The sequence below is a fragment of the Exiguobacterium sp. USCH10 genome, from assembly GCF_037619445.1.
Classification (GTDB): Bacteria; Bacillota; Bacilli; order Exiguobacteriales; family Exiguobacteriaceae; genus Exiguobacterium; species Exiguobacterium aestuarii_A.
Window position 1 is genome coordinate 55,366 of sequence record NZ_JAQPZO010000009.1, and the last position, 18,287, is coordinate 73,652.

At 48.1% G+C, this 18,287-nt stretch carries 15 protein-coding genes; 12 read left to right on the top strand and 3 right to left on the bottom strand.

Features of this window, described 5'->3' with window-relative positions:
* Positions 1 to 65: 65 nt before the first annotated feature.
* Both PQI28_RS12480 and PQI28_RS12485 read left to right on the top strand, forming a co-directional pair.
* Entirely contained in the window at positions 66 to 1,259 is a 1,194-nt protein-coding gene (locus tag PQI28_RS12480; protein ID WP_015880257.1) for a DUF4317 domain-containing protein, read from the top strand.
* Positions 1,260 to 1,273: 14 nt separating this feature from the next.
* A complete protein-coding gene (locus tag PQI28_RS12485; RefSeq protein WP_339963486.1) occupies positions 1,274 to 1,702 on the top strand; it encodes a hypothetical protein in 429 nt (142 codons plus the stop codon).
* A 195-nt stretch (positions 1,703 to 1,897) separates the two neighbouring features.
* On the opposite strand, the gene PQI28_RS12490 is transcribed toward PQI28_RS12485, so the two are convergent.
* Both PQI28_RS12490 and PQI28_RS12495 read right to left on the bottom strand, forming a co-directional pair.
* The gene (locus tag PQI28_RS12490) at positions 1,898 to 3,343 is read right to left on the bottom strand and encodes a DEAD/DEAH box helicase (protein ID WP_339963487.1); all 1,446 of its coding nucleotides are present in this window, start codon (positions 3,341 to 3,343) and stop codon (positions 1,898 to 1,900) included.
* 109 nt (positions 3,344 to 3,452) lie between these two features.
* The gene (locus PQI28_RS12495; RefSeq protein ID WP_214696593.1) at positions 3,453 to 3,824 is read right to left on the bottom strand and encodes a hypothetical protein; all 372 of its coding nucleotides are present in this window, start codon (positions 3,822 to 3,824) and stop codon (positions 3,453 to 3,455) included.
* 120 nt (positions 3,825 to 3,944) lie between these two features.
* Between PQI28_RS12495 and PQI28_RS12500 the strand changes: the two genes are divergently transcribed.
* The 10 genes from PQI28_RS12500 (at position 3,945) to PQI28_RS12545 (ending at position 15,593) form a co-directional block, all read left to right on the top strand.
* Positions 3,945 to 5,021 (top strand): alpha/beta hydrolase, encoded by a 1,077-nt coding sequence (locus PQI28_RS12500; RefSeq protein WP_339963488.1) that lies wholly within the window; start codon positions 3,945 to 3,947, stop codon positions 5,019 to 5,021.
* Positions 5,018 to 7,792 (top strand): glycoside hydrolase family 3 protein, encoded by a 2,775-nt coding sequence (locus tag PQI28_RS12505; RefSeq protein WP_339963489.1) that lies wholly within the window; start codon positions 5,018 to 5,020, stop codon positions 7,790 to 7,792. Before PQI28_RS12500 ends, PQI28_RS12505 begins: the two co-directional genes overlap by 4 nt.
* A 244-nt stretch (positions 7,793 to 8,036) precedes the next feature.
* The gene (locus PQI28_RS12510; protein WP_214731159.1) at positions 8,037 to 8,303 is read left to right on the top strand and encodes a CD3324 family protein; all 267 of its coding nucleotides are present in this window, start codon (positions 8,037 to 8,039) and stop codon (positions 8,301 to 8,303) included.
* A gap of 121 nt (positions 8,304 to 8,424) precedes the next feature.
* Positions 8,425 to 9,075: a FusB/FusC family EF-G-binding protein gene (locus tag PQI28_RS12515; RefSeq protein ID WP_339963490.1), complete on the top strand. Its 651-nt coding sequence runs from the start codon at positions 8,425 to 8,427 to the stop codon at positions 9,073 to 9,075.
* Between the two features lie 137 nt (positions 9,076 to 9,212).
* Positions 9,213 to 10,583 carry an alkaline phosphatase gene (locus PQI28_RS12520; protein WP_214785457.1) on the top strand — a complete coding sequence of 457 codons (1,371 nt, stop codon included), beginning with the start codon at positions 9,213 to 9,215 and terminating at the stop codon, positions 10,581 to 10,583.
* Between the two features lie 137 nt (positions 10,584 to 10,720).
* Positions 10,721 to 11,386, top strand: coding sequence for an HAD hydrolase-like protein (locus PQI28_RS12525; RefSeq protein WP_339963491.1), 666 nt, complete (start codon positions 10,721 to 10,723; stop codon positions 11,384 to 11,386).
* Positions 11,387 to 11,447: 61 nt separating this feature from the next.
* Positions 11,448 to 11,942 (top strand): LURP-one-related/scramblase family protein, encoded by a 495-nt coding sequence (locus PQI28_RS12530; RefSeq protein ID WP_339963492.1) that lies wholly within the window; start codon positions 11,448 to 11,450, stop codon positions 11,940 to 11,942.
* A 13-nt stretch (positions 11,943 to 11,955) separates the two neighbouring features.
* Positions 11,956 to 12,498 (top strand): NUDIX hydrolase, encoded by a 543-nt coding sequence (locus PQI28_RS12535; RefSeq protein ID WP_339963493.1) that lies wholly within the window; start codon positions 11,956 to 11,958, stop codon positions 12,496 to 12,498.
* Positions 12,473 to 13,042: a DUF1349 domain-containing protein gene (locus PQI28_RS12540; protein WP_339963494.1), complete on the top strand. Its 570-nt coding sequence runs from the start codon at positions 12,473 to 12,475 to the stop codon at positions 13,040 to 13,042. Before PQI28_RS12535 ends, PQI28_RS12540 begins: the two co-directional genes overlap by 26 nt.
* A 160-nt stretch (positions 13,043 to 13,202) precedes the next feature.
* Positions 13,203 to 15,593 carry a carbohydrate binding domain-containing protein gene (locus PQI28_RS12545; RefSeq protein WP_339963495.1) on the top strand — a complete coding sequence of 797 codons (2,391 nt, stop codon included), beginning with the start codon at positions 13,203 to 13,205 and terminating at the stop codon, positions 15,591 to 15,593.
* A gap of 47 nt (positions 15,594 to 15,640) precedes the next feature.
* Here the strand turns inward: PQI28_RS12545 and mprF are convergent, their stop codons facing one another.
* Positions 15,641 to 18,133, bottom strand: a complete 2,493-nt coding sequence (gene mprF / locus PQI28_RS12550; RefSeq protein WP_339963496.1) for a bifunctional lysylphosphatidylglycerol flippase/synthetase MprF — start codon at positions 18,131 to 18,133, stop codon at positions 15,641 to 15,643.
* Positions 18,134 to 18,287 lie beyond the last annotated feature (154 nt).

An 18,287-nucleotide genomic window follows, 5' to 3' on the forward strand; every position in this document is an offset into this window, starting at 1 on the left:
CTAGTGAGCGATCAGGACTGGTATAATGAATGACATGGATGGAGAGAAAAGAAGAGGTGGATGGAATGAACAAGAAAGAGATTGCGGCGATTCGCCGACAGTTTAAAGTAAATGCGACGAAGCTGAAGATTGCTGACTTATATACGATTTACATCCGGCAGGAAACGAATGAGATTTACTACGAAGAGTTGCGTCCGTTCCCGTTCTTAGAAGAAGAACAGCAAGAACTGTTTTTGACGAACTTCAAAAAAGTGCTCGGTGGGAAACTTGATGAAAAGTTATTCGAAGTGAAGTTCCAATATCCTGAGGAAGGTCAAGTTGACCATACGCAAGGATTGCTGTATGAAGGACTTCGTACGGAAGAGACAGACGTATGGACGGACTATATGCAACGCATCGCCTTGAAGATGGTGAAAGACACGCCATTTGAAAAAGATATGGTCGTGACGTTCATCCGGGGGAATTACAATAAGCCGACGAACCGATATTCGGAAGAGTCTGAGATTCACGCGAACGATGAAGTGTATACGACGAAGTTCATCCTCGGCAGTATCAGCCCGACAGAACTTCCGAAAAAGTCACTCGTCTTTGACTTCGTCGAGCGGGAATTCAAAGCGAGCTTGATTGTAAATCCAATCATCAAACTCGAGGCGCCAATTGGTGGATTCTTATTCCCGTGTTTCACGGATAATGCGGCCGATGTGAACCATGTCCTCTATTCGGCACATAAAGCGCATCAACCGGATATGACGTTCATTGAGAACGTGCTGAACGGTTCAGAAATCGTTACGGCAGTGGAAGAGAAGGCGGTCTTCGAAGAAGTCGTTAAAGCGGTCATCGGGGAAGAAGTCAATTCCCGGACGCTCGCGACCGTTTATGATGAAATCAATCAAATCATTGTCGCCGAAGAAGAGAACGAACAGGAAGAAGAGCGGGTCGCAATGCTCGACTCCCGTGCGGTCGAGGTCGTCCTTCGGGCGAGCGGTGTGGAAGATGTGACGACAGAAAAAGTCGAGCAGGCGTTCAAACAAGTCGTCGATGACACGAAATATGAGATGAAAGCGACGAGTGTCGTTCCGAAATATACGTCAAAATCGATTAAAATCAATACGAAAGTCGCCAATATTTCTGTCAGTCCACAAGATTTGAAATACGTGAAGCAAGTGAACTATAAAGGAAAACCATGCTTGTTAATCGAAGTGGAAGAAGAGACGGAGATTGAAGGCTTCAAACTCATCTCTGAAGAGTCGCTAGACTGACTGGAGGAAAATCGATGCATCCGCTTGAGTTGATTGACCTGTTAGTTGTATTCGCCATCGTGATTGTATTGGCTTTGCTTTCGTTTCAATTTCATGGGAAATGGCGCAGGCGTATACGGGTCGCGACGGTGTGTTGTATATTAGCGTACGGAATATTCTATGCAGTTCGTCCCTATTGGGTGAATCAACAGGTGCAGGAAGAAAAAATAGTGCTCGAAGCGTATCTCAAGGACCGATATCCGACCGAAATCATCACCGTACGCTCTGTTCCTTATGGGGAGAACGGATTTGAGAGTATAAATCCTCATACATTGTTCGTGAAATTTTCGACAGAACCGGATGCTGAGTACACATATCTCGTGAGTCGTGACGAATCGATTCATCAAACGAGCCACAGTTCAACCATCGACTCAAAATTTGATTTTCTTCACTTGGAAGACTGAGCCCAAACGACAGATTGGGCTCTTTTTTGACAATCGAGTGAGGAAGGTTGAATTTGAGATTTGATACAGGTATGATGCAGGTGAAAACGTTTTCTGAAATCCATATTTTTTTAATATTTATCGAAAGCGCTTTCGATTGTTGTGAGGTAATAAAAAACCCCAAAGACGAATATCATCTTTGAGGCTGAATCTGCATTATTTACGCGCTTTGCTTACTTTTAATTTCTTCCCTTTGACAGGCGTCGTTTCCATCGCTTGAAGGACAATCGAACCTTTTCCGTTGAGGATATCAACGTACGTCATCTGATCATTGATTGTGATGATGCCGATGTCGTCAGCGGATACGCCAGGAATTTTGGCAATTGTTCCAACGAAGTCGACAGCACGAAGTTTTTTCTTCTTCCCGCCACTGAAGTGGAGCTTCATGATGTCCTGGTTAATGCGAGCCGTCTTGTTGTTTCGAACGACGCGTCGTCCGCTCAACTTTTGCTCAAAGGCATCTTGGTTAGCCGCTACTTCCGCTTCCGTCGGAGCATCGATCATGGGAATTTCGAATTGAACGTATGATTCGATAGCTCCGATGAGACGTTCTTCCTGACGGGTCATAAGCGTGATGGCTGTTCCTTGTTTACCGGCACGTCCGGTACGACCCGTCCGGTGCACGTAACTTTCCTTTTCGACAGGAACGTCATAGTTGATGACGAGTTCGACGTTATCGACATCGATTCCACGTGCTGCGACGTCTGTCGCCACGAGGTAGCGGAAGTTACCCATTTTGAAGCCGTTCATGACGGCGAAACGGTCCTCTTGCTCAAGTCCGCCGTGAAGACGTTCAGCCGAGTAACCGGCTTTGTCGAGCTCGGCGTACACCGTATCGACGTTCTCTTTCGTCCGGCAGAAAATCATACAGCTATCCGGGTTTTCGACGACCGTGATGTCTTGAAGGACAGCAAGTTTCTCGTTCCGATGAACGGGAAGTAAACGGTGTTCGATTGTCGAAGCGGTCATACCTTTCGATTCGATCGCGACACGTGCCGGAGCATTCATATGCTTCTGACAGAGACGTTCGATATCTTGTGGGAATGTTGCTGAGAAGACCATTGTGACGCGATTTTCCGGCAACTGTTGAAGGATTTTCTCTACGTCGGCGAGGAAGCCGCGGTTGAGCATCTCGTCCGCTTCATCGATGATCAAGTATTCGATGCGGTCGAGTGAGAGCGTCTCGCGCTCGATGTGGTCCATGACGCGTCCAGGTGTACCGACGACGATATGCGTCTTTTGTTTCAATTCTTCACGCTGTTTCGAGAACGGTTCTTTCCCGTAGACGGCAGTCGCTTTGATTCGTTTGAAACGTCCGATGTTCGTCATGTCTTCCCGTACTTGAACGGCGAGTTCGCGTGTCGGTGTCAAGACGAGGACTTGGGGTTTGTTTTCGGCCCAATCGATGAGCTCGATGACCGGAATCCCGAAAGCAGCTGTCTTTCCGCTTCCCGTCTGTGCTTTGACAATCAAGTCTTCGCGTTCGAGCGCACGGGGGATGACCTGTTGTTGTACTTCGGTCGGTGATTCGTATTTCATAATGCCTAACGCACGAGTAATCTCGTCGCTCAGGCGATAATCAGTGAATTGCTGTTTGTTCATGGGTAACCTCATTCTTTCGTGAAAACTTCTGCTTCAGAAAATTTCAATGTCTATTTGCAATACAGTCCATTATAGACCGAAAGACGGTAGGAAAGCGAATGAGAATCCATTATCCGAAGTCAGGCAACGTCGGGTCGGGTTGAATCACATAAAAAATAAACTGGTCATGAACATCTTCTAACTGTTCGATCAGCTCTTCATTTTGTTGTTGATATGCTTCTAGCATTTGAGGGCATATGTAATGAACTGTTCCATCTTCACGAGCCAGGCTAGCGGTTTCTTCCTGATCAAATTGTAAAACTAACGGTTGTTGGCATGCTGTGCAGCAACCAATCTCCATCTTGTGAAAACCGATTTTTGCTCCCTCAATGAAGCAAGCATCGCAATAATGCTTGATTGGATCACCGAAATGACCGAGTTCATCTGTATGGATGACTTCATGTTCGTTCAATGATTTATTGCAGCTGACGCAGTTATACATCAATAACACTCCTTTAGTGATCTGTTCCAACAACGTATCATGCGATGAGCCGATGTACAACTTTATCCAATAACAATATTTTATCAGGTTCAGAAATGTTGAAAGAAAGGGGCTTACATAATGGAATCCGATTATAAATATCTCGTCCAACACCTTCAACAAAGCCAATATCGAACGCACGCGAACCATCTCGAAACCATCATCAAACCCATACCGGATTCAGACCGCACCGGCGATCTCGACCCACGCGTGTTCGAAACGCTGACCGCAAATCATTCTTCACACGATGAACCGGATACAGCATTTGACCTCGAGGCGGCACGTGCCAGTATGGGTTGGCCGAATCAGGATCGGACGACGACTGATATCAAAACCGAGCATCTCATGATTCCTAGTGAGGACGGTGACATTCCGGTCCGCCTGTATCGTCCGCATCATACTGAAGCCATCCCAGCTATCCTCTTCTTCCATGGTGGTGGATTTTTCGGAGGAACGCTCGATACGGTCGAGAATCCTTGTAAATTGCTGGCGGAACAGGCGAACGCGGTCGTCATCTCCGTCGATTATCGTCTTGCTCCCGAGCATCCGTTCCCGGCCGGATTGAATGACTGTTACGGCGCCTTTGAATGGGTATACGCCAACGCGACGGAGTTGAACGTCATCCGTGACCAAATCGCCGTCGCCGGAGACAGTGCCGGAGGGAATTTGGCGACCGCTTGTTGTCTGATGGAGAAAGAACGAGGGGAGGGGCGCATTTGTTATCAAGCGCTCGTCTATCCCGTCGTCAATCTAGCATCCATTCCGACAAATGATTTTGAATGGACACTTGATGCGTACGACATCTCACACCATCACGACCTGATTCGAGGTGTCGTGCTCGCTCTTGCAGATCCAGATTCGTTACTAAATGACCTCTATCTTCAAGGGAAGACGGATGTCACGCATCCACTCGTCTCACCGTTGTTGGCAGAAGACGTCATGACTTTACCGCCAGCCTTGATTGTGACGGCCGAGTACGATTACTTACGACTTGAAGGGGAGGCGTATGCCCGAAAACTTTCAGAAGCTGGTATTCCGACTCGACTGATTCAATATCGGGGTATGGATCATGCCTTTATGGACAAATTAGGAGACTACCCACAGGCAGAAGATTGTATGAATGAAATCGCAAAAGGACTTAAGGAGCTGACGAAATGAAACAGTATACATTGGATTGGAAACGTTATGAGGAATTGGCACGTCAAGCGGTTGCGGAAGGGGTCGTGTTAGTCAAAAACGAACAGAAAACCCTCCCGTTGCAGTCTAAAACGAAGCTTGCCGTATTTGGGCGTAGTCAGTTCCATTACTATAAGAGCGGTACCGGTTCAGGTGGGATGGTGAACGTCGGACATGTCACGACACCGCTCGAGGCGTTGCGTGAACGTACAGATATTCATATCAATGAATCGCTTTATGCGACGTATGAGGAATGGGTGAAAGAGAACCCGTTCGACCAAGGTGTCGGTTGGGCCGGTGAACCGTGGTCGCAACAGGAAATGGACGTATCGGATGAACTCGTCGATCAAGCTGCACAGGAGTCGGATGTCGCCCTCATCATGATCGGACGTACGGCAGGGGAAGACCGTGACAATACGGCCGACCCGGGCAGTTACTTATTGACGGATATCGAACACGCGATGATTGAGCGCGTAACGAAGCGCTTCAACAAGACGGTCGTCGTGTTGAACGTCGGAAACATCATCGACATGAAGTGGGCGAATGAGCCGAGTGCCATCCTCTATGCTTGGCAAGGTGGGATGGAAGGCGGAAAAGGACTCGTCGACGTGCTTGTCGGAGACGTGAGTCCTTCCGGGAAACTGACGGATACGATTGCTCGATCCATCGAGGATTATCCGTCGACAAAGAACTTTGGTCACGCGGATAAAGGGATTTATCAGGAAGATATCTATGTCGGTTACCGCTACTTTGAAACGTTCGCGAAAGATGACGTCTTGTACCCGTTCGGATTTGGATTGTCTTATACGACGTTCCATACTGAAGTGAAGCGTACGGCAGAAGTCGATGGCGTTTTAACGGTTGAGGTGGAAGTGACGAACACGGGTGAGTGTGACGGGAAAGAAGTCGTCCAACTCTACGTCGAGAAACCGCAAGGAAAACTCGGAAATCCGCTCCGGTCTTTAGTAGCGTTTGAGAAAACATTGCTTCTTGAACCGAGTGAGCGACAAACCCTTTCGTTTAACGTCCGCATGACTGATTTTGCGAGCTACGACGACTCTGGCGTGACGGGTCATGAATCGAGCTTCGTTCTCGAATCAGGAACATATCGCTTATATGTCGGAACGGATGTACGTTCGGCTACACTCGCTTTCGAAGTCGAGCAGCAGGAGCAACGCATCCTCGAGACGTTAAGCGAAAATATGGCGCCTGTCCTCCCGTTCGAACGGATGAAACCGATTCAAGGCGAACAGGGATTTGAAGTGGGCTACGAGTCGACACCGCTTCGCGCCGTTGACGTCGAGACACGTTATTTGGAAGAACGCCCTGAGACGCGAGTGTTCATGGGTGACCAAGGGATCAAATTGAGCGATGTATATCACGAGAAGGCGTCACTCGACACATTCTTGGATCAATTGACGGATGAGGACTTGGCGACAATCGTCCGCGGACAAGGGATGAACTCACCACGTGTCACGCCGGGTACGGCAGCTGCGTTTGGTGGCGTGTCCGACCGATTGAACGAGCTTGAGATTCCAGCTGCGTGTTGTGCCGATGGTCCATCAGGCATTCGTATGGATATCGGGACGAAGGCGTTTGCGCTTCCGAACGGGACTCTCTTGGCTTCTACGTTCAACGTCGACCTTGTTGAAGACTTGTTCGAGATGACAGGGCTTGAGATGCGGAAAAACCGTGTCGATACGTTGCTCGGACCAGGGATGAACATTCATCGCAACCCGTTGAACGGTCGGAACTTTGAATACTTCTCGGAAGACCCGCATGTGACCGGGAAGATGGCAGTCGCTCAGTTGAACGGGATGCATCGTGTCGGTGTGACAGGAACGCTCAAGCACTTCAGCGCCAACAACCAAGAGGCGCATCGTCACGATATCGATTCGGTCGTCTCGGAGCGGGCGTTACGCGAGATTTATTTGAAAGGGTTCGAGATGGCCGTGAAAGAAGGTCGGGCCACATCGATTATGACGACGTATGGTGCGGTCAACGGGATTTGGACGGCCGGGTTATACGATCAAAACACGCGCATCTTACGTGACGAGTGGGGCTTTGAAGGGATTGTCATGACGGACTGGTGGGCAAAAGTGAACTTCCGTGAGGACGAGTCCGCCAACCGCCAAAACACAGCAGCGATGGTACGCTCGCAAAATGATTTGTATATGGTCGTCGACCGTCCAGACCTCAACTCGTTCGAGGACAATACGATGGCATCGCTCGAAGAAGGGGTGGTCACACGAGGCGAGTTGTTGCGAAGTGCACGCAACATTTGTTCATTCATCTTGAAATCACCAGCGATGGAGCGTCTTCTCGGAATTCATGATGGTTCGGTCGAGGTGCTCGGCTTTGAAGATGAGACGAATCAACAGGATACCTTCGAGTTGGACTATCAGCATCTCGAAAACGGGGAACACGTCGATTTGTCAGGAATCGACACCTCGACAGGGAACACGCACGTCTTCGCCATCTCAGTCGATCAGACCGGGACATATGACATCACGTTGACGGCCCGTTCGAATGCAGGGGAGTTGGCGCAGATGCCGGTGACGTTGTTTGCGAACAATATCCCGGGTGCGACGTTCACGTTTAATGGGACGGCCGGAGAATGGGTGACACAGACGAAGCAGGTCTTCTTCTTGAACCAGCATAATTATCTCCAACTCTATTTCGCATTGAGCGGCCTAGAAGTGAAGGACGTATCCTTCACCCTTGCGGATGAGTTCAGTATGAAGAACGGCTGAGTCGCCCTTTTGTCGATTCATTGAATTCGGTATAATCGAAAGAACGACACATCGCAAAGGAGGCGCATACCCGTGGAAAATCGGCTTCGATTTTCTAGGTCTTCACGCACTCATGCAAAGCCATTTGGACGAAAGGCGATCACTTGCATGGGGCGAAACGAATACCTTGATCGCTTGATTTAACGTTACCACTTGGCTTTGCTCCCTTATCGGATTGGATTCATTCAATAAGGAGCGAGGTATGATGAAGTACGTCAATGCGCAACAGATCCTGCCAGAACGATTGTTGCAAGAGGTGCAACGATACGTACAAGGTGAAACGCTATATGTGCCGACCCCGACCGACACGAAACGGAAATGGGGGACGGTCAACGGTGGGAAACAATTACTTGAGGAACGAAACGAAGCCATACGCGCAGCGTTTCGGAATGGAGAGCGAATCGAAAATCTGGCCAAGTCCTATCATTTGGCGACGCATACGATTCGAAAGATTGTGTATCGATCGACATGAAGGAGGTACGACTAGTTCGCTAGTCGTACCTTTTTAGGTCGACTATGTTTCTTAATCAAAGTGTACACAGTAAGGAAGCATCGTTTCCTGTAAACTGAAGATGGAGGAAGGGGGCGACAAAATGTCAGATCCATTTATTCAAAACGAACAGTATAATCTCATCAAAGAACAAGTGACGCTCGTCAAAGAGAGTCGAACGCAAAGCCTGCCGCCTTCTGTCTTGCGAGCAGTCATCGACTTGGCACAATCGAAAGTGATGTATGCATTTCCTGAAGCGACGACTGAACAACTGAAGCTGTTACAGTTCGCGGCGCTACAGACGAACGAAGCGTTCGACGAATACATGCAACAATTACGAGAATGGGTTCAACCGTTTCCCGTTATTTCTGCCGAGCAGCTGAAGGAATTGTTCCCGAAACAGAAGAAGCTTCGCTTACCGGAGTTATCCGATGTTGATTTTGGACGACTCACTTATCTGAGTTGGAACGATGGACGTTCCAATCAAAAGTTGATGATTTGCCAATACGAAGGTCAATTGATTGGCATCGCATGTAAACCGAGCACGAATACGAAGAAAAACATATGTGCCTTTTGTAATCAGTTCACGGATGTGACGTACTGCGTTACGATCACTAAAGCGAAACAAGCGAAAAATCCGGACTATTACAAAGCCATCGGCACATATATATGTGTCGACAGTAAGACGTGCAACGAACACATCACGAGCCAAGAGGCGTTGCATACTTTTGTTCATACAGCGTTACAGGCCTGACGAGAGAGTCAGGCTTTTTATGTTGTTGAAATGGCGGCATTTACAAAAACCATACAGGGCTGTATTCAATCTGAAAATGTATCTTTACAAATGTCCGTTAGGCTACAGGAGTAGTACATATTCGGGAGGGTTTACAGATGAAAAAGACAATGAAGAAGTTTGTTCCACTCGCGGTCGTTTCGACGCTTGCACTTGGGGGAATCGTTGGCGTTCAACAACAAAATGAAGCAGAAGCCGCAAAAGATTCAAAGAATCATAAGGCGAAAAACGTCATCTTTATGATCGGGGACGGGATGGGCGTGCCTTATACGACAGCGCTTCGTTACATGAACGACAATGAAGAAACGGTAGAGATGGAGCCGACTGCCTTCGATCCACATTTGGTGGGTATGCAATCGACATATCCTGAAGACGACGCGGAGAACGTGACAGATTCGGCAGCCGCAGCGACGGCGATGAGTTCTGGTGTCAAGACGTATAACAACGCAATTGCCGTCGATAACGACAAAACAGACGTGAAAACGGTACTCGAACAAGCGAAAGAGAACGGCATGTCGACAGGACTTGTCGCCACGTCAGAAATCACGCATGCGACGCCGGCATCTTACGGGGCACATGAAGAGCAGCGTAAGAGTGAAAACGCCATCGCTAACGATTATTATGATGACTTGATTGATGGGGAGCACAAAGTAGACGTCATGCTCGGAGGCGGAACGAAATTCTTCGAACGCTCGGATCGAAATATTGCGAAACAGTTCCAAGAAGACGGCTACAGCTACGTTACGTCTGCAGAAGAAATGAAGCAAGACAACAACGAGCAAGTGCTCGGTCTTTTCGCGGAAGTTGGCATGGATAAAATGATTGACCGTGACGAGGAACAACCGAGTCTTGCGGACATGACGACTTCGGCTCTTGATCGCCTAAAAGGGAACGATGATGGGTTCTTCCTCATGGTAGAAGGAAGTCAAATCGACTGGGCCGGACATGATAATGATGTCGTCGGTGCGATGAGTGAGATGAGAGACTTTGAGCAAGCATTTGAGGTCGTTCGTGACTTCGCCAAAGAGAATGGGGAGACGTTGGTCGTCGTGACAGCGGATCACTCGACAGGTGGTATTTCAATCGGAGCGGACGGAAATTACAACTGGGATCCGACACCGATCCAAGCAGCGAAACGCACACCAGATTTCATGGCGAAAGAAATTGAAGGTGGAGCGGATGTGGAAGCCGTCTTACGTGAGAACATCGATTTGGAATTAACGTCTGAAGAGATTGCTTCTGTGAAGAAAGCGGCTGAGACGAATGACGTGACGGAAATCGACAACGCCATCGAGAAAATCTTCGATCAGCGTTCAGGAACGGGCTGGACAACGGACGGTCATACGGGTGACGATGTACCAGTATACGCATTCGGGCCACAACAAGAGAAATTCGTCGGTATGAGCGACAACACGGATCAGGCGAAACGGATCTTCAACTTGTTGAAGAATAAAGGGAAAATCAAATAAGTAAGAATATACGCTAAGACTACGTGGGATTTCCCGCGTAGTCTTTTTTGGAAGAATTACTCAAAAAGAAGTCATACTCGGGTAAGAGTCGTATGATAGACAGACAAGCCATGAATCAGTCAACAAGGGGGAAGCGGATGAAACACGCAGTGATTTTTGATATGGATGGAACATTGTTTCGGACAGATTTGATTTTAAAGTTGGCGTTGGATGAAACGTTTGAGCACCTACGAAAAAATGGAGAATGGGATGGACCGACACCGATTGACGAATACCGAAAGATCATGGGCGTACCATTGCCTGTTGTTTGGAAAACCTTGCTCCCACAACACGACGAACAAACTAGAGAAGAGGTCGATGCCTATTTCTTAAGACGACTCATCAAAAACATTCAAAACGGGAATGGTGCATTATATACCGGGGTACTCGAGTTGTTTGAACAATTGAATCATAGGGGTTATCCAGTCTTCATTGCGAGCAATGGCTTGGTTGCCTATTTACAAGCGATTGTAACGCACTATGAATTGGATCATTGGATTACCGAAACATACAGTATTCAGCAAATCGATACGTTGGATAAGGGTGATTTAGTGGCTGAAATCGTGAATAAGTATGAACTACAGGATGGCTTCGTAGTCGGAGACAGATTATCGGATATCATGGCTGCACGAGCGAACGGACTTACTTCAATCGGCTGTCGTTTTGACTTCGCACAAGAAGTAGAGTTAAAAGAAGCAGATTATGTCGTGAATCACTTGTCGGACATTCTCGATATTGTATCAAAGAAGACGACTTCGCTATGAGTGAATCGATTTCGGGGTTGGACTCGTAAGTAAAGGACTACACAAAATCGGAGGGATCATCATGCACACGCTCTACATGAAAGAAAAAGTGTTCAGTCTACGCGGCCGCTTCACCATCAAAGATTCTGATGGACATGATCAATACTTCATCGAAGGTAGCTTTATGAAGTTTCCAAAGTCGTTTGAAATTAAAGACGTGAATGGTCAAACGGTCACAACCATCACGAAAAAGACGTTCAGCTTTTTACCGAAGTTTTTCGTAGAAGTGGATGGTACGGATATGATGACCATCTCAAAAGAATTTTCATTCTTCAAACCGAAGTATTCCATTGATGCGGCTGGAATTGATGTCCAAGGGGACTGGTGGGACATGGATTTTGAAGTGACGAAGAATGGACAATCGATTGGAAGTGTTCAAAAGAAGTGGTTCTCATGGGGCGACAGTTATGAGATTCGTGTCGAAGAACCAGAGATGGAGCACCTTCTCATCTCAATCGTCGTAGCCATCGATTGTGCGAAAGCAGATCAAGCAGCGGCATCAAGTGCAGCAACATAAAGGGGAGTATCTAATGGAATTTTGGGACGTCTATAACGTGGACCGAGAAAAGACCGGTCGCACATGGCAACGGGGAAGTCGTTTGCCAGAAGGAGAGTATCACCTTGTGATTCACGTGTGTATCTTTAACGAGAAGGGCGAGATGTTAATTCAACAGCGCCAACCGTTCAAAGATGGATGGGCCAACATGTGGGATATCACAGTCGGTGGAAGTGCCACGGTAGGAGATACGAGCCAACAAGCCGCGATGCGGGAGCTCGAAGAAGAGATTGGGCTCAAGCTTGATCTATCTCAGACACGACCGCATCTGACAGTCAATTTTGACGAAGGATTTGACGATATCTATTTGGTCGAAATGGAAGTGGATTTGAATGAGCTGACGCTTCAAGAATCTGAAGTGCAAGCCGTGAAGTGGGCGGATGAGGCGACGATTCTCCAGATGATTCAACAGCATGAATTCATACCGTATCATACGCCGATGATACCGTTACTGTTTGCCATGCGAGGCCAATGGGGAGGGATTGATCGTCATGCATACGTACAAGTGGATAAATGAACCGAATAGCGTGAACGGATTTGAACCGCTCGCTTTCCGCACTTTGCCAGATACGGACTTTTGGCGAAATACACATTACGGATTCAATCGTATGACGGCGCATGCACGACTAACAGACGTCAAAGCCAAACGATTTACATGTCGGGCGACAATCCAAATGGAACCGAGCCATACATATGACCAGGCCGGGATTGTCTTATATGTGAATGATGACCATTGGATCAAGACGTCTGTCGAGTACATTCCAAACGGACCGTCCCATCTTGGCGCAGTCGTCACTTCGTTTGGATATTCGGATTGGTCGACACGTGATTTTTCAAATGAGATGATTCCTCAACCATTGACGTTTGAAATCGTGTATACAGATGGAGATGTGGAAATTTTTGTTGAGTATGATGATGGTACGCGTGAACAGCTTCGCATTGCCCATCTTCATGACGTATCGACGTTACGCATCGGGCCGTATGCGTGCAGTCCGGATGTGAATGCGACAGGTTTTGACGTGACATTTTCAAATTGGGAACTGCGTGAAGCATCGACATGAGTCGGTGCTTTTGTATGTCATTTTGATTTCACTTCCGAAAAGTGGTTGAAGTTGGGATGGATAAAATTTTATAATAGCGTTAACGAAAGCGCTTTCGGAAATCGCTTTCAAAAGAACGGACTGATATATTGCCATCACTTATCCTGAAGGAGGACACATGATGAAGAAATGGGTTGCACTCGCACTTGGAACAGGTCTCGTCTTGTCATTGCCACAAGAAGTACCTGCTGAAAAGAGCTCAAAAGCAGACGACGCCAAGTGGAAACTTGTCTGGTCAGATGAGTTTAGTAAGGCGGAAATCGATCATTCGAAATGGAACTTTGAAACGGGGAACTGGATTGTCGACAAAGACGGAAATCCGGTCGCTGCCGGTTGGGGGAACAACGAGAAGCAATTTTATACGGACAAAAACGAAAACGCTTTCGTAAAAGATGGGAAGCTCATCATCCGTGCAAAAAAAGAGCAAGCATCCGATCAATTCGGCACATATGATTACACGTCGGCGAAGTTGACGACGAAGGGCACGTTCAGTAAGACATACGGTCGTTACGAGATGCGAGCGAAACTTCCAACAGGAAAAGGGCTCTGGCCAGCATTTTGGATGCTACCGGAAGAGGACCGTTACGGTGGTTGGGCCGCATCTGGTGAGATCGACATCATGGAGTCATGGGGCAGTCAGCCGGACAAAGTCGCTGGCACGATTCATTACGGGGAAACATGGCCGAACAACAAGTACACGGGGAAAGACTATCACTTCGCAGAAGGTGACGGCATCGACAAATGGCATACATATGCGGTCGAGTGGGAGCCGGGTGAGATTCGTTGGTATGTAGATGGTCAACTCTACCAGACTCAAAATGACTGGTATGCGAAAGAAGCGAACAAAGCATCGAAATATAGCTATCCTGCGCCATTCGACCAAGATTTCTATTTGATCATGAATTTGGCGGTCGGTGGATGGTTTGATGGGGACGTCGATGAGACGACACCATTCCCGGCAGAGATGGAAGTCGATTACGTCCGCGTCTTTGACTTGAAGAATGGGAAGTATCGCGATGCTGTCGAGCCGACATACTCGGATGAAGAAGTCGTATTGCCAGGAGGGGCGAAGCAACCTTTAGAAGACGGGAACCTCGTCTATGATGAAGACTATACAGAACCGATTACAACGGTGACGAACGGTGCACAGGCGCTCAACCCGACCTATTGGAACTATGTGGCGCTTCCTGACTTTGGTGGTGTCGGTTCAGTCGATGTAATCGATTTGGCAGGATCACGTTTTGCCGACATTTCGATTGACCAGGCAGGAAGTCAGCCGTACTCGCATCAATTGATTCAAAACGTATCGCTCGGACAAGGCGGACATTATAAAGTGACGTTTGACGCCAAAGCGGACGCGGCGCGTTCGATCGCCGTTAAAGTCGGTGGTGGTCCAGACCGAGGCTATGCGAAATATTCAGATGAAGGGTCATTTGATTTGACGACAGACGTCCAAACGTACTCGATGACATTCGATATGACAGAAGAGACTGACCTTGCGGCACGTCTTGAGTTCAACGTTGGACTCAGTACGTCTGGTGTCCAAATCGGGAATGTCCGTGTCGAGCAGACACCTCGTGAGGCGTTCGATCCGAATGCGACAAAACCGATGCTTGGAGACGGGAACCATGTGTATAACGGTACGTTCGACCAAGGTGCGATGGATCGCATGACGTATTGGACGTTCGATCCAGGTGTCACGAAAGGGACAGGAACGGTCGACCCGGTAGAGCGTCTCTTCCGTTTCGAAACGAACAAGAAAAAAGGAGCACCGGCAACATTGGTGCAAAAAGGCATTCAATTGCAAGAAGGACATGAGTACGTTCTTCGCTTCAAAGCCCGTGCAGAGCGTGTAGACGGTCTTCAAGTCGGATTGAACGGAGCGAATGGGGATGCCTATCTTCCGCTAGAGCGTATCGCTTTATCAGAAGCGTTCGATACGTATGAAATTCCGTTCACCATGGAAGCCGGAACTGACCTCATGAGTCAGCTTCAGTTCATTCTCGGTTCTGAAAAAGGTGTGATTGAAATCGATGACGTCGAATTGCGCGATGTCACACCGGTTTACATCGATCCATCTCCACTCAAAAATGGAGCATTCACAGAAGGTCTCACACACTGGGGCTCATATGTACACTTTGACGCACAGGCTGCTGTCGAAGCGGTGAATGAGGCAGCACGTATCTCGATTACGCAAGAAGGGAACGAAGCGTGGAGTGTCCTCATGGAGCAAGGCGGTCTTGAGTTACAACAAGATCAAACGTACGTCGTACAATTCGATGCATCTTCTACAGTCGCTCGTTCATTCGAAGTGACGTTAGAGAATGCCGGGTACTATCGCTATTTAAGCGAAGTCGTTTCGCTCACACCGGAAACGAACACGTATACGTTTGAAGTGACGATGCCAGTAACGGATATGACAGGATTGAAGTTCTTGATGGGACGTACAGAAGGATCACCACTCGGTGCCCATGACATCACGATTGATAACGTAAGTGTGACGTTGAAATAAGATCATACGTAAAACAGGAATTTCTCCTCGTGAGAAATTCCTGTTTTTTAACGTTTGCGACTAATCAGTCGTGCTGTTCGTAAGATTGATGGCAGAAGTTTACGACGTTGTCGGAATGCGAGATAACGCCCTTCCCATGACGGTTTGAACTTTTGCTTAAACTGTCGTAATCCGCTGAACGGATAGATGTAGCTGATGTTTTCAAAAATATCGGCGGCAACGCGCTCTGGCCAATGGGAGAACGTCTGTTCACCGACGGCGGCCAGTGGTGCCACGCCGAGTCCGACATGTTCATAACCTTGCGCACGTGCCCATTCGATAATGTGCAGGATCAACACTTCGATTGCTCCAGTTGGTGCTTCATTTTTCGAACGCATCAAATCGATTGAAAGGATCCCATTCCCTCGGAGTAACGAAATGAAGGCGACGACGACACCGTCCGCGTCCCGTAACAGAGCGGTCGGATAACGTCTTAATGTTTCGTAGTCGAAGAAACCGAGAGAGAATCCTTTCTCATTTCGATTTCCAATCCATTCATCTGAGATATCTTTTAACTCCTCTAATAACAGGAGGCTCGGTTCACAGACGATCTCGAATGTGATTCCTTTCTTCTCAAATTGATTGTAGAGGGAGCGCATATTTGCACGCTTCTTGCCGGACAATGAGAAGGTCGAAACGTCAATCGTCGCCTCTTCCCCAAGTTTGAAGAACGTGAAGCCGGCATCATGAAGGCGCGGCATCCAATTCGGTGTGATTTGATAAAATAAAGGAATATACCCAATCCGGTCCGCATCTTCAATGAAACGCGTTAACAGTTCAGTTGCGGCCTGTCGTTCACCTTGGATGTCTCCAAGAACAATCGCGTGGTTCCGCGCTGTCGCAAATAAGAGACACGCGTTTCCAGTCTCGTTCATATAGAAACGCTTATCTGCCATATGGGCCAAGTCAAAGCTACTCGATGTGTGTTGTGTTGATTGAAACTGTCTGATTCGATCTTCATCGTATGCTTCGCCAAGCGCCGGACGCTTCCAGCGGTCGAACAAGAGCAGGAGTGCACTTGCCACGAGTGACGTGAAGAGGAGAAGTAACACCGTCAACCAACCGGCCTGATGTGATGTGAAGAACAAGTCGTCGGTACCTGCGAACGACTGCAGCAAGAGGGCGTGAGAACCCACATACAGCAAAACGTAGAACAGGTTTCGAATGAGACGACCGGTCGTTAAGATTGAGCGGTATCGGACGTGGCGTTTTCGTGTCAACCAGACGAAAGCAGCGAAACCGATGACGACGAATGTTTCGAATAAGTTCAAGCCTCGAGCGATGACCCCGATGGTCGCCCAGATGAACGCCGTATTGAGTAACCAGAGCGTTCGCTTTGTCCGCACATACATGCCATATACGGACAGGAACATGAGAAGTCCGGCACTCAATAAGAAGAGCGTTCCAATCCACTCGAACCAACGATTCACTTCATAGAGTGGTGTCACGCTCGGGAGAAGTGTCTGGAACCAAATCAATAGACTGCTCATCAAGGCAATAAGACTCCCGGTCAAGCGCCCAATCTTCGCGAGTGTCCGGGAAACGATACGCCATACGACGGTCCCAATCTCATAAGAAGATCCGATGATCGGTCGATATTCGATTTGTTTGACGACCTGGTCCCCGAACGTGATGGCCGCGAGAAACAGTCCTATCAAAAAAGGAACGACGAAATAGACGAATCGGTAGATGATCAAAGATGAGAGGACAATGTCTTGATGAATCCCCAATTGTGTCATTCCGACAAGATATAGTAAATCGAACGTTCCGGCACCCCCTGGGACGAGGGAGACGACACCGACGACCGTGGCGACGATAAATACTCCAAAGAGTTGGGTGAACGAAGCTGACCCGTCGAGTAACGATAACGCGTAGATGGCGACGAGCCCTGCGGTGACCCATTCGGCAAGTGAAGTCAGCGTGTATCCGATCAACGTGGACCAACCGACGTTTGAGCGGCGTGAGGTGACGAACAGGTAAAACGGGAGCATTGCACTCACCGCAAGCAACACTGGCCAAATCCAAGGTTTCGTCCCGACGAGTGCACCTGCTGGAAAAATCCCGAGAAGCACACCGATGGAGAGGATAGAAAGACCACTGATGAGTGTCGGTGTCATCCAACCGATGGCACGGAGTAGGCGTTTCGTATCCGTGTAAGGACGATACAGGGAAGTACGAAGGGCGATCCCAATCACCCCACCGAATCCGAGCATCCCGTTCATCGAGTTCGTGATCCATGCCGTTTGCACGACTTTTCGCTTCGGCAACTCAATATGTAAAGAACGAAGCAGGAAGTAATCGTATCCCGTCATCGTCAGGACGGCGAATCCACCGAGTAGAATGAGCGTGAACTGTTCCCACCCGGTCAGTTGTTTCAATGTCGTGAAGGCGGTCGCAAGCGAGAGATTTTTTAACTCTTGTCCGCTCTGGATTAAAATCAATCCGATTAACGCTATAGGGATGAGCCATTTTAATTGTTTCCATGAAAAACGAGTGCGCATGAGATTTTCTCCTTATCTGTCATATGACTGACAGCGTCTTCTAACTAAATCGTACTATAGGATACGACTGAAATCTGTAAAACGTTTCAAAAGAGGGGATTGTAAGCGCAAGAAAGAGGACGAGATGTTGATTTTATATTTGCTACAGTGAGAG

Excerpts from the sequence above, each read along its gene's own strand:
- PQI28_RS12545 (WP_339963495.1), top strand. The coding sequence starts at position 13,203 with ATGAAGAAATGGGTTGCACTCGCACTTGGAACAGGTCTCGTCTTGTCA.
- PQI28_RS12525 (WP_339963491.1), top strand. The coding sequence starts at position 10,721 with ATGAAACACGCAGTGATTTTTGATATGGATGGAACATTGTTTCGGACA.
- mprF (WP_339963496.1), bottom strand. The coding sequence starts at position 18,133 with ATGCGCACTCGTTTTTCATGGAAACAATTAAAATGGCTCATCCCTATA.
- PQI28_RS12520 (WP_214785457.1), top strand. The coding sequence starts at position 9,213 with ATGAAAAAGACAATGAAGAAGTTTGTTCCACTCGCGGTCGTTTCGACG.
- PQI28_RS12535 (WP_339963493.1), top strand. The coding sequence starts at position 11,956 with ATGGAATTTTGGGACGTCTATAACGTGGACCGAGAAAAGACCGGTCGC.
- PQI28_RS12510 (WP_214731159.1), top strand. The coding sequence starts at position 8,037 with ATGAAGTACGTCAATGCGCAACAGATCCTGCCAGAACGATTGTTGCAA.
- PQI28_RS12500 (WP_339963488.1), top strand. The coding sequence starts at position 3,945 with ATGGAATCCGATTATAAATATCTCGTCCAACACCTTCAACAAAGCCAA.
- PQI28_RS12490 (WP_339963487.1), bottom strand. The coding sequence starts at position 3,343 with ATGAACAAACAGCAATTCACTGATTATCGCCTGAGCGACGAGATTACT.
- PQI28_RS12540 (WP_339963494.1), top strand. The coding sequence starts at position 12,473 with ATGCATACGTACAAGTGGATAAATGAACCGAATAGCGTGAACGGATTT.
- PQI28_RS12480 (WP_015880257.1), top strand. The coding sequence starts at position 66 with ATGAACAAGAAAGAGATTGCGGCGATTCGCCGACAGTTTAAAGTAAAT.
- PQI28_RS12495 (WP_214696593.1), bottom strand. The coding sequence starts at position 3,824 with ATGTATAACTGCGTCAGCTGCAATAAATCATTGAACGAACATGAAGTC.
- PQI28_RS12485 (WP_339963486.1), top strand. The coding sequence starts at position 1,274 with ATGCATCCGCTTGAGTTGATTGACCTGTTAGTTGTATTCGCCATCGTG.
- PQI28_RS12515 (WP_339963490.1), top strand. The coding sequence starts at position 8,425 with ATGTCAGATCCATTTATTCAAAACGAACAGTATAATCTCATCAAAGAA.
- PQI28_RS12530 (WP_339963492.1), top strand. The coding sequence starts at position 11,448 with ATGCACACGCTCTACATGAAAGAAAAAGTGTTCAGTCTACGCGGCCGC.
- PQI28_RS12505 (WP_339963489.1), top strand. The coding sequence starts at position 5,018 with ATGAAACAGTATACATTGGATTGGAAACGTTATGAGGAATTGGCACGT.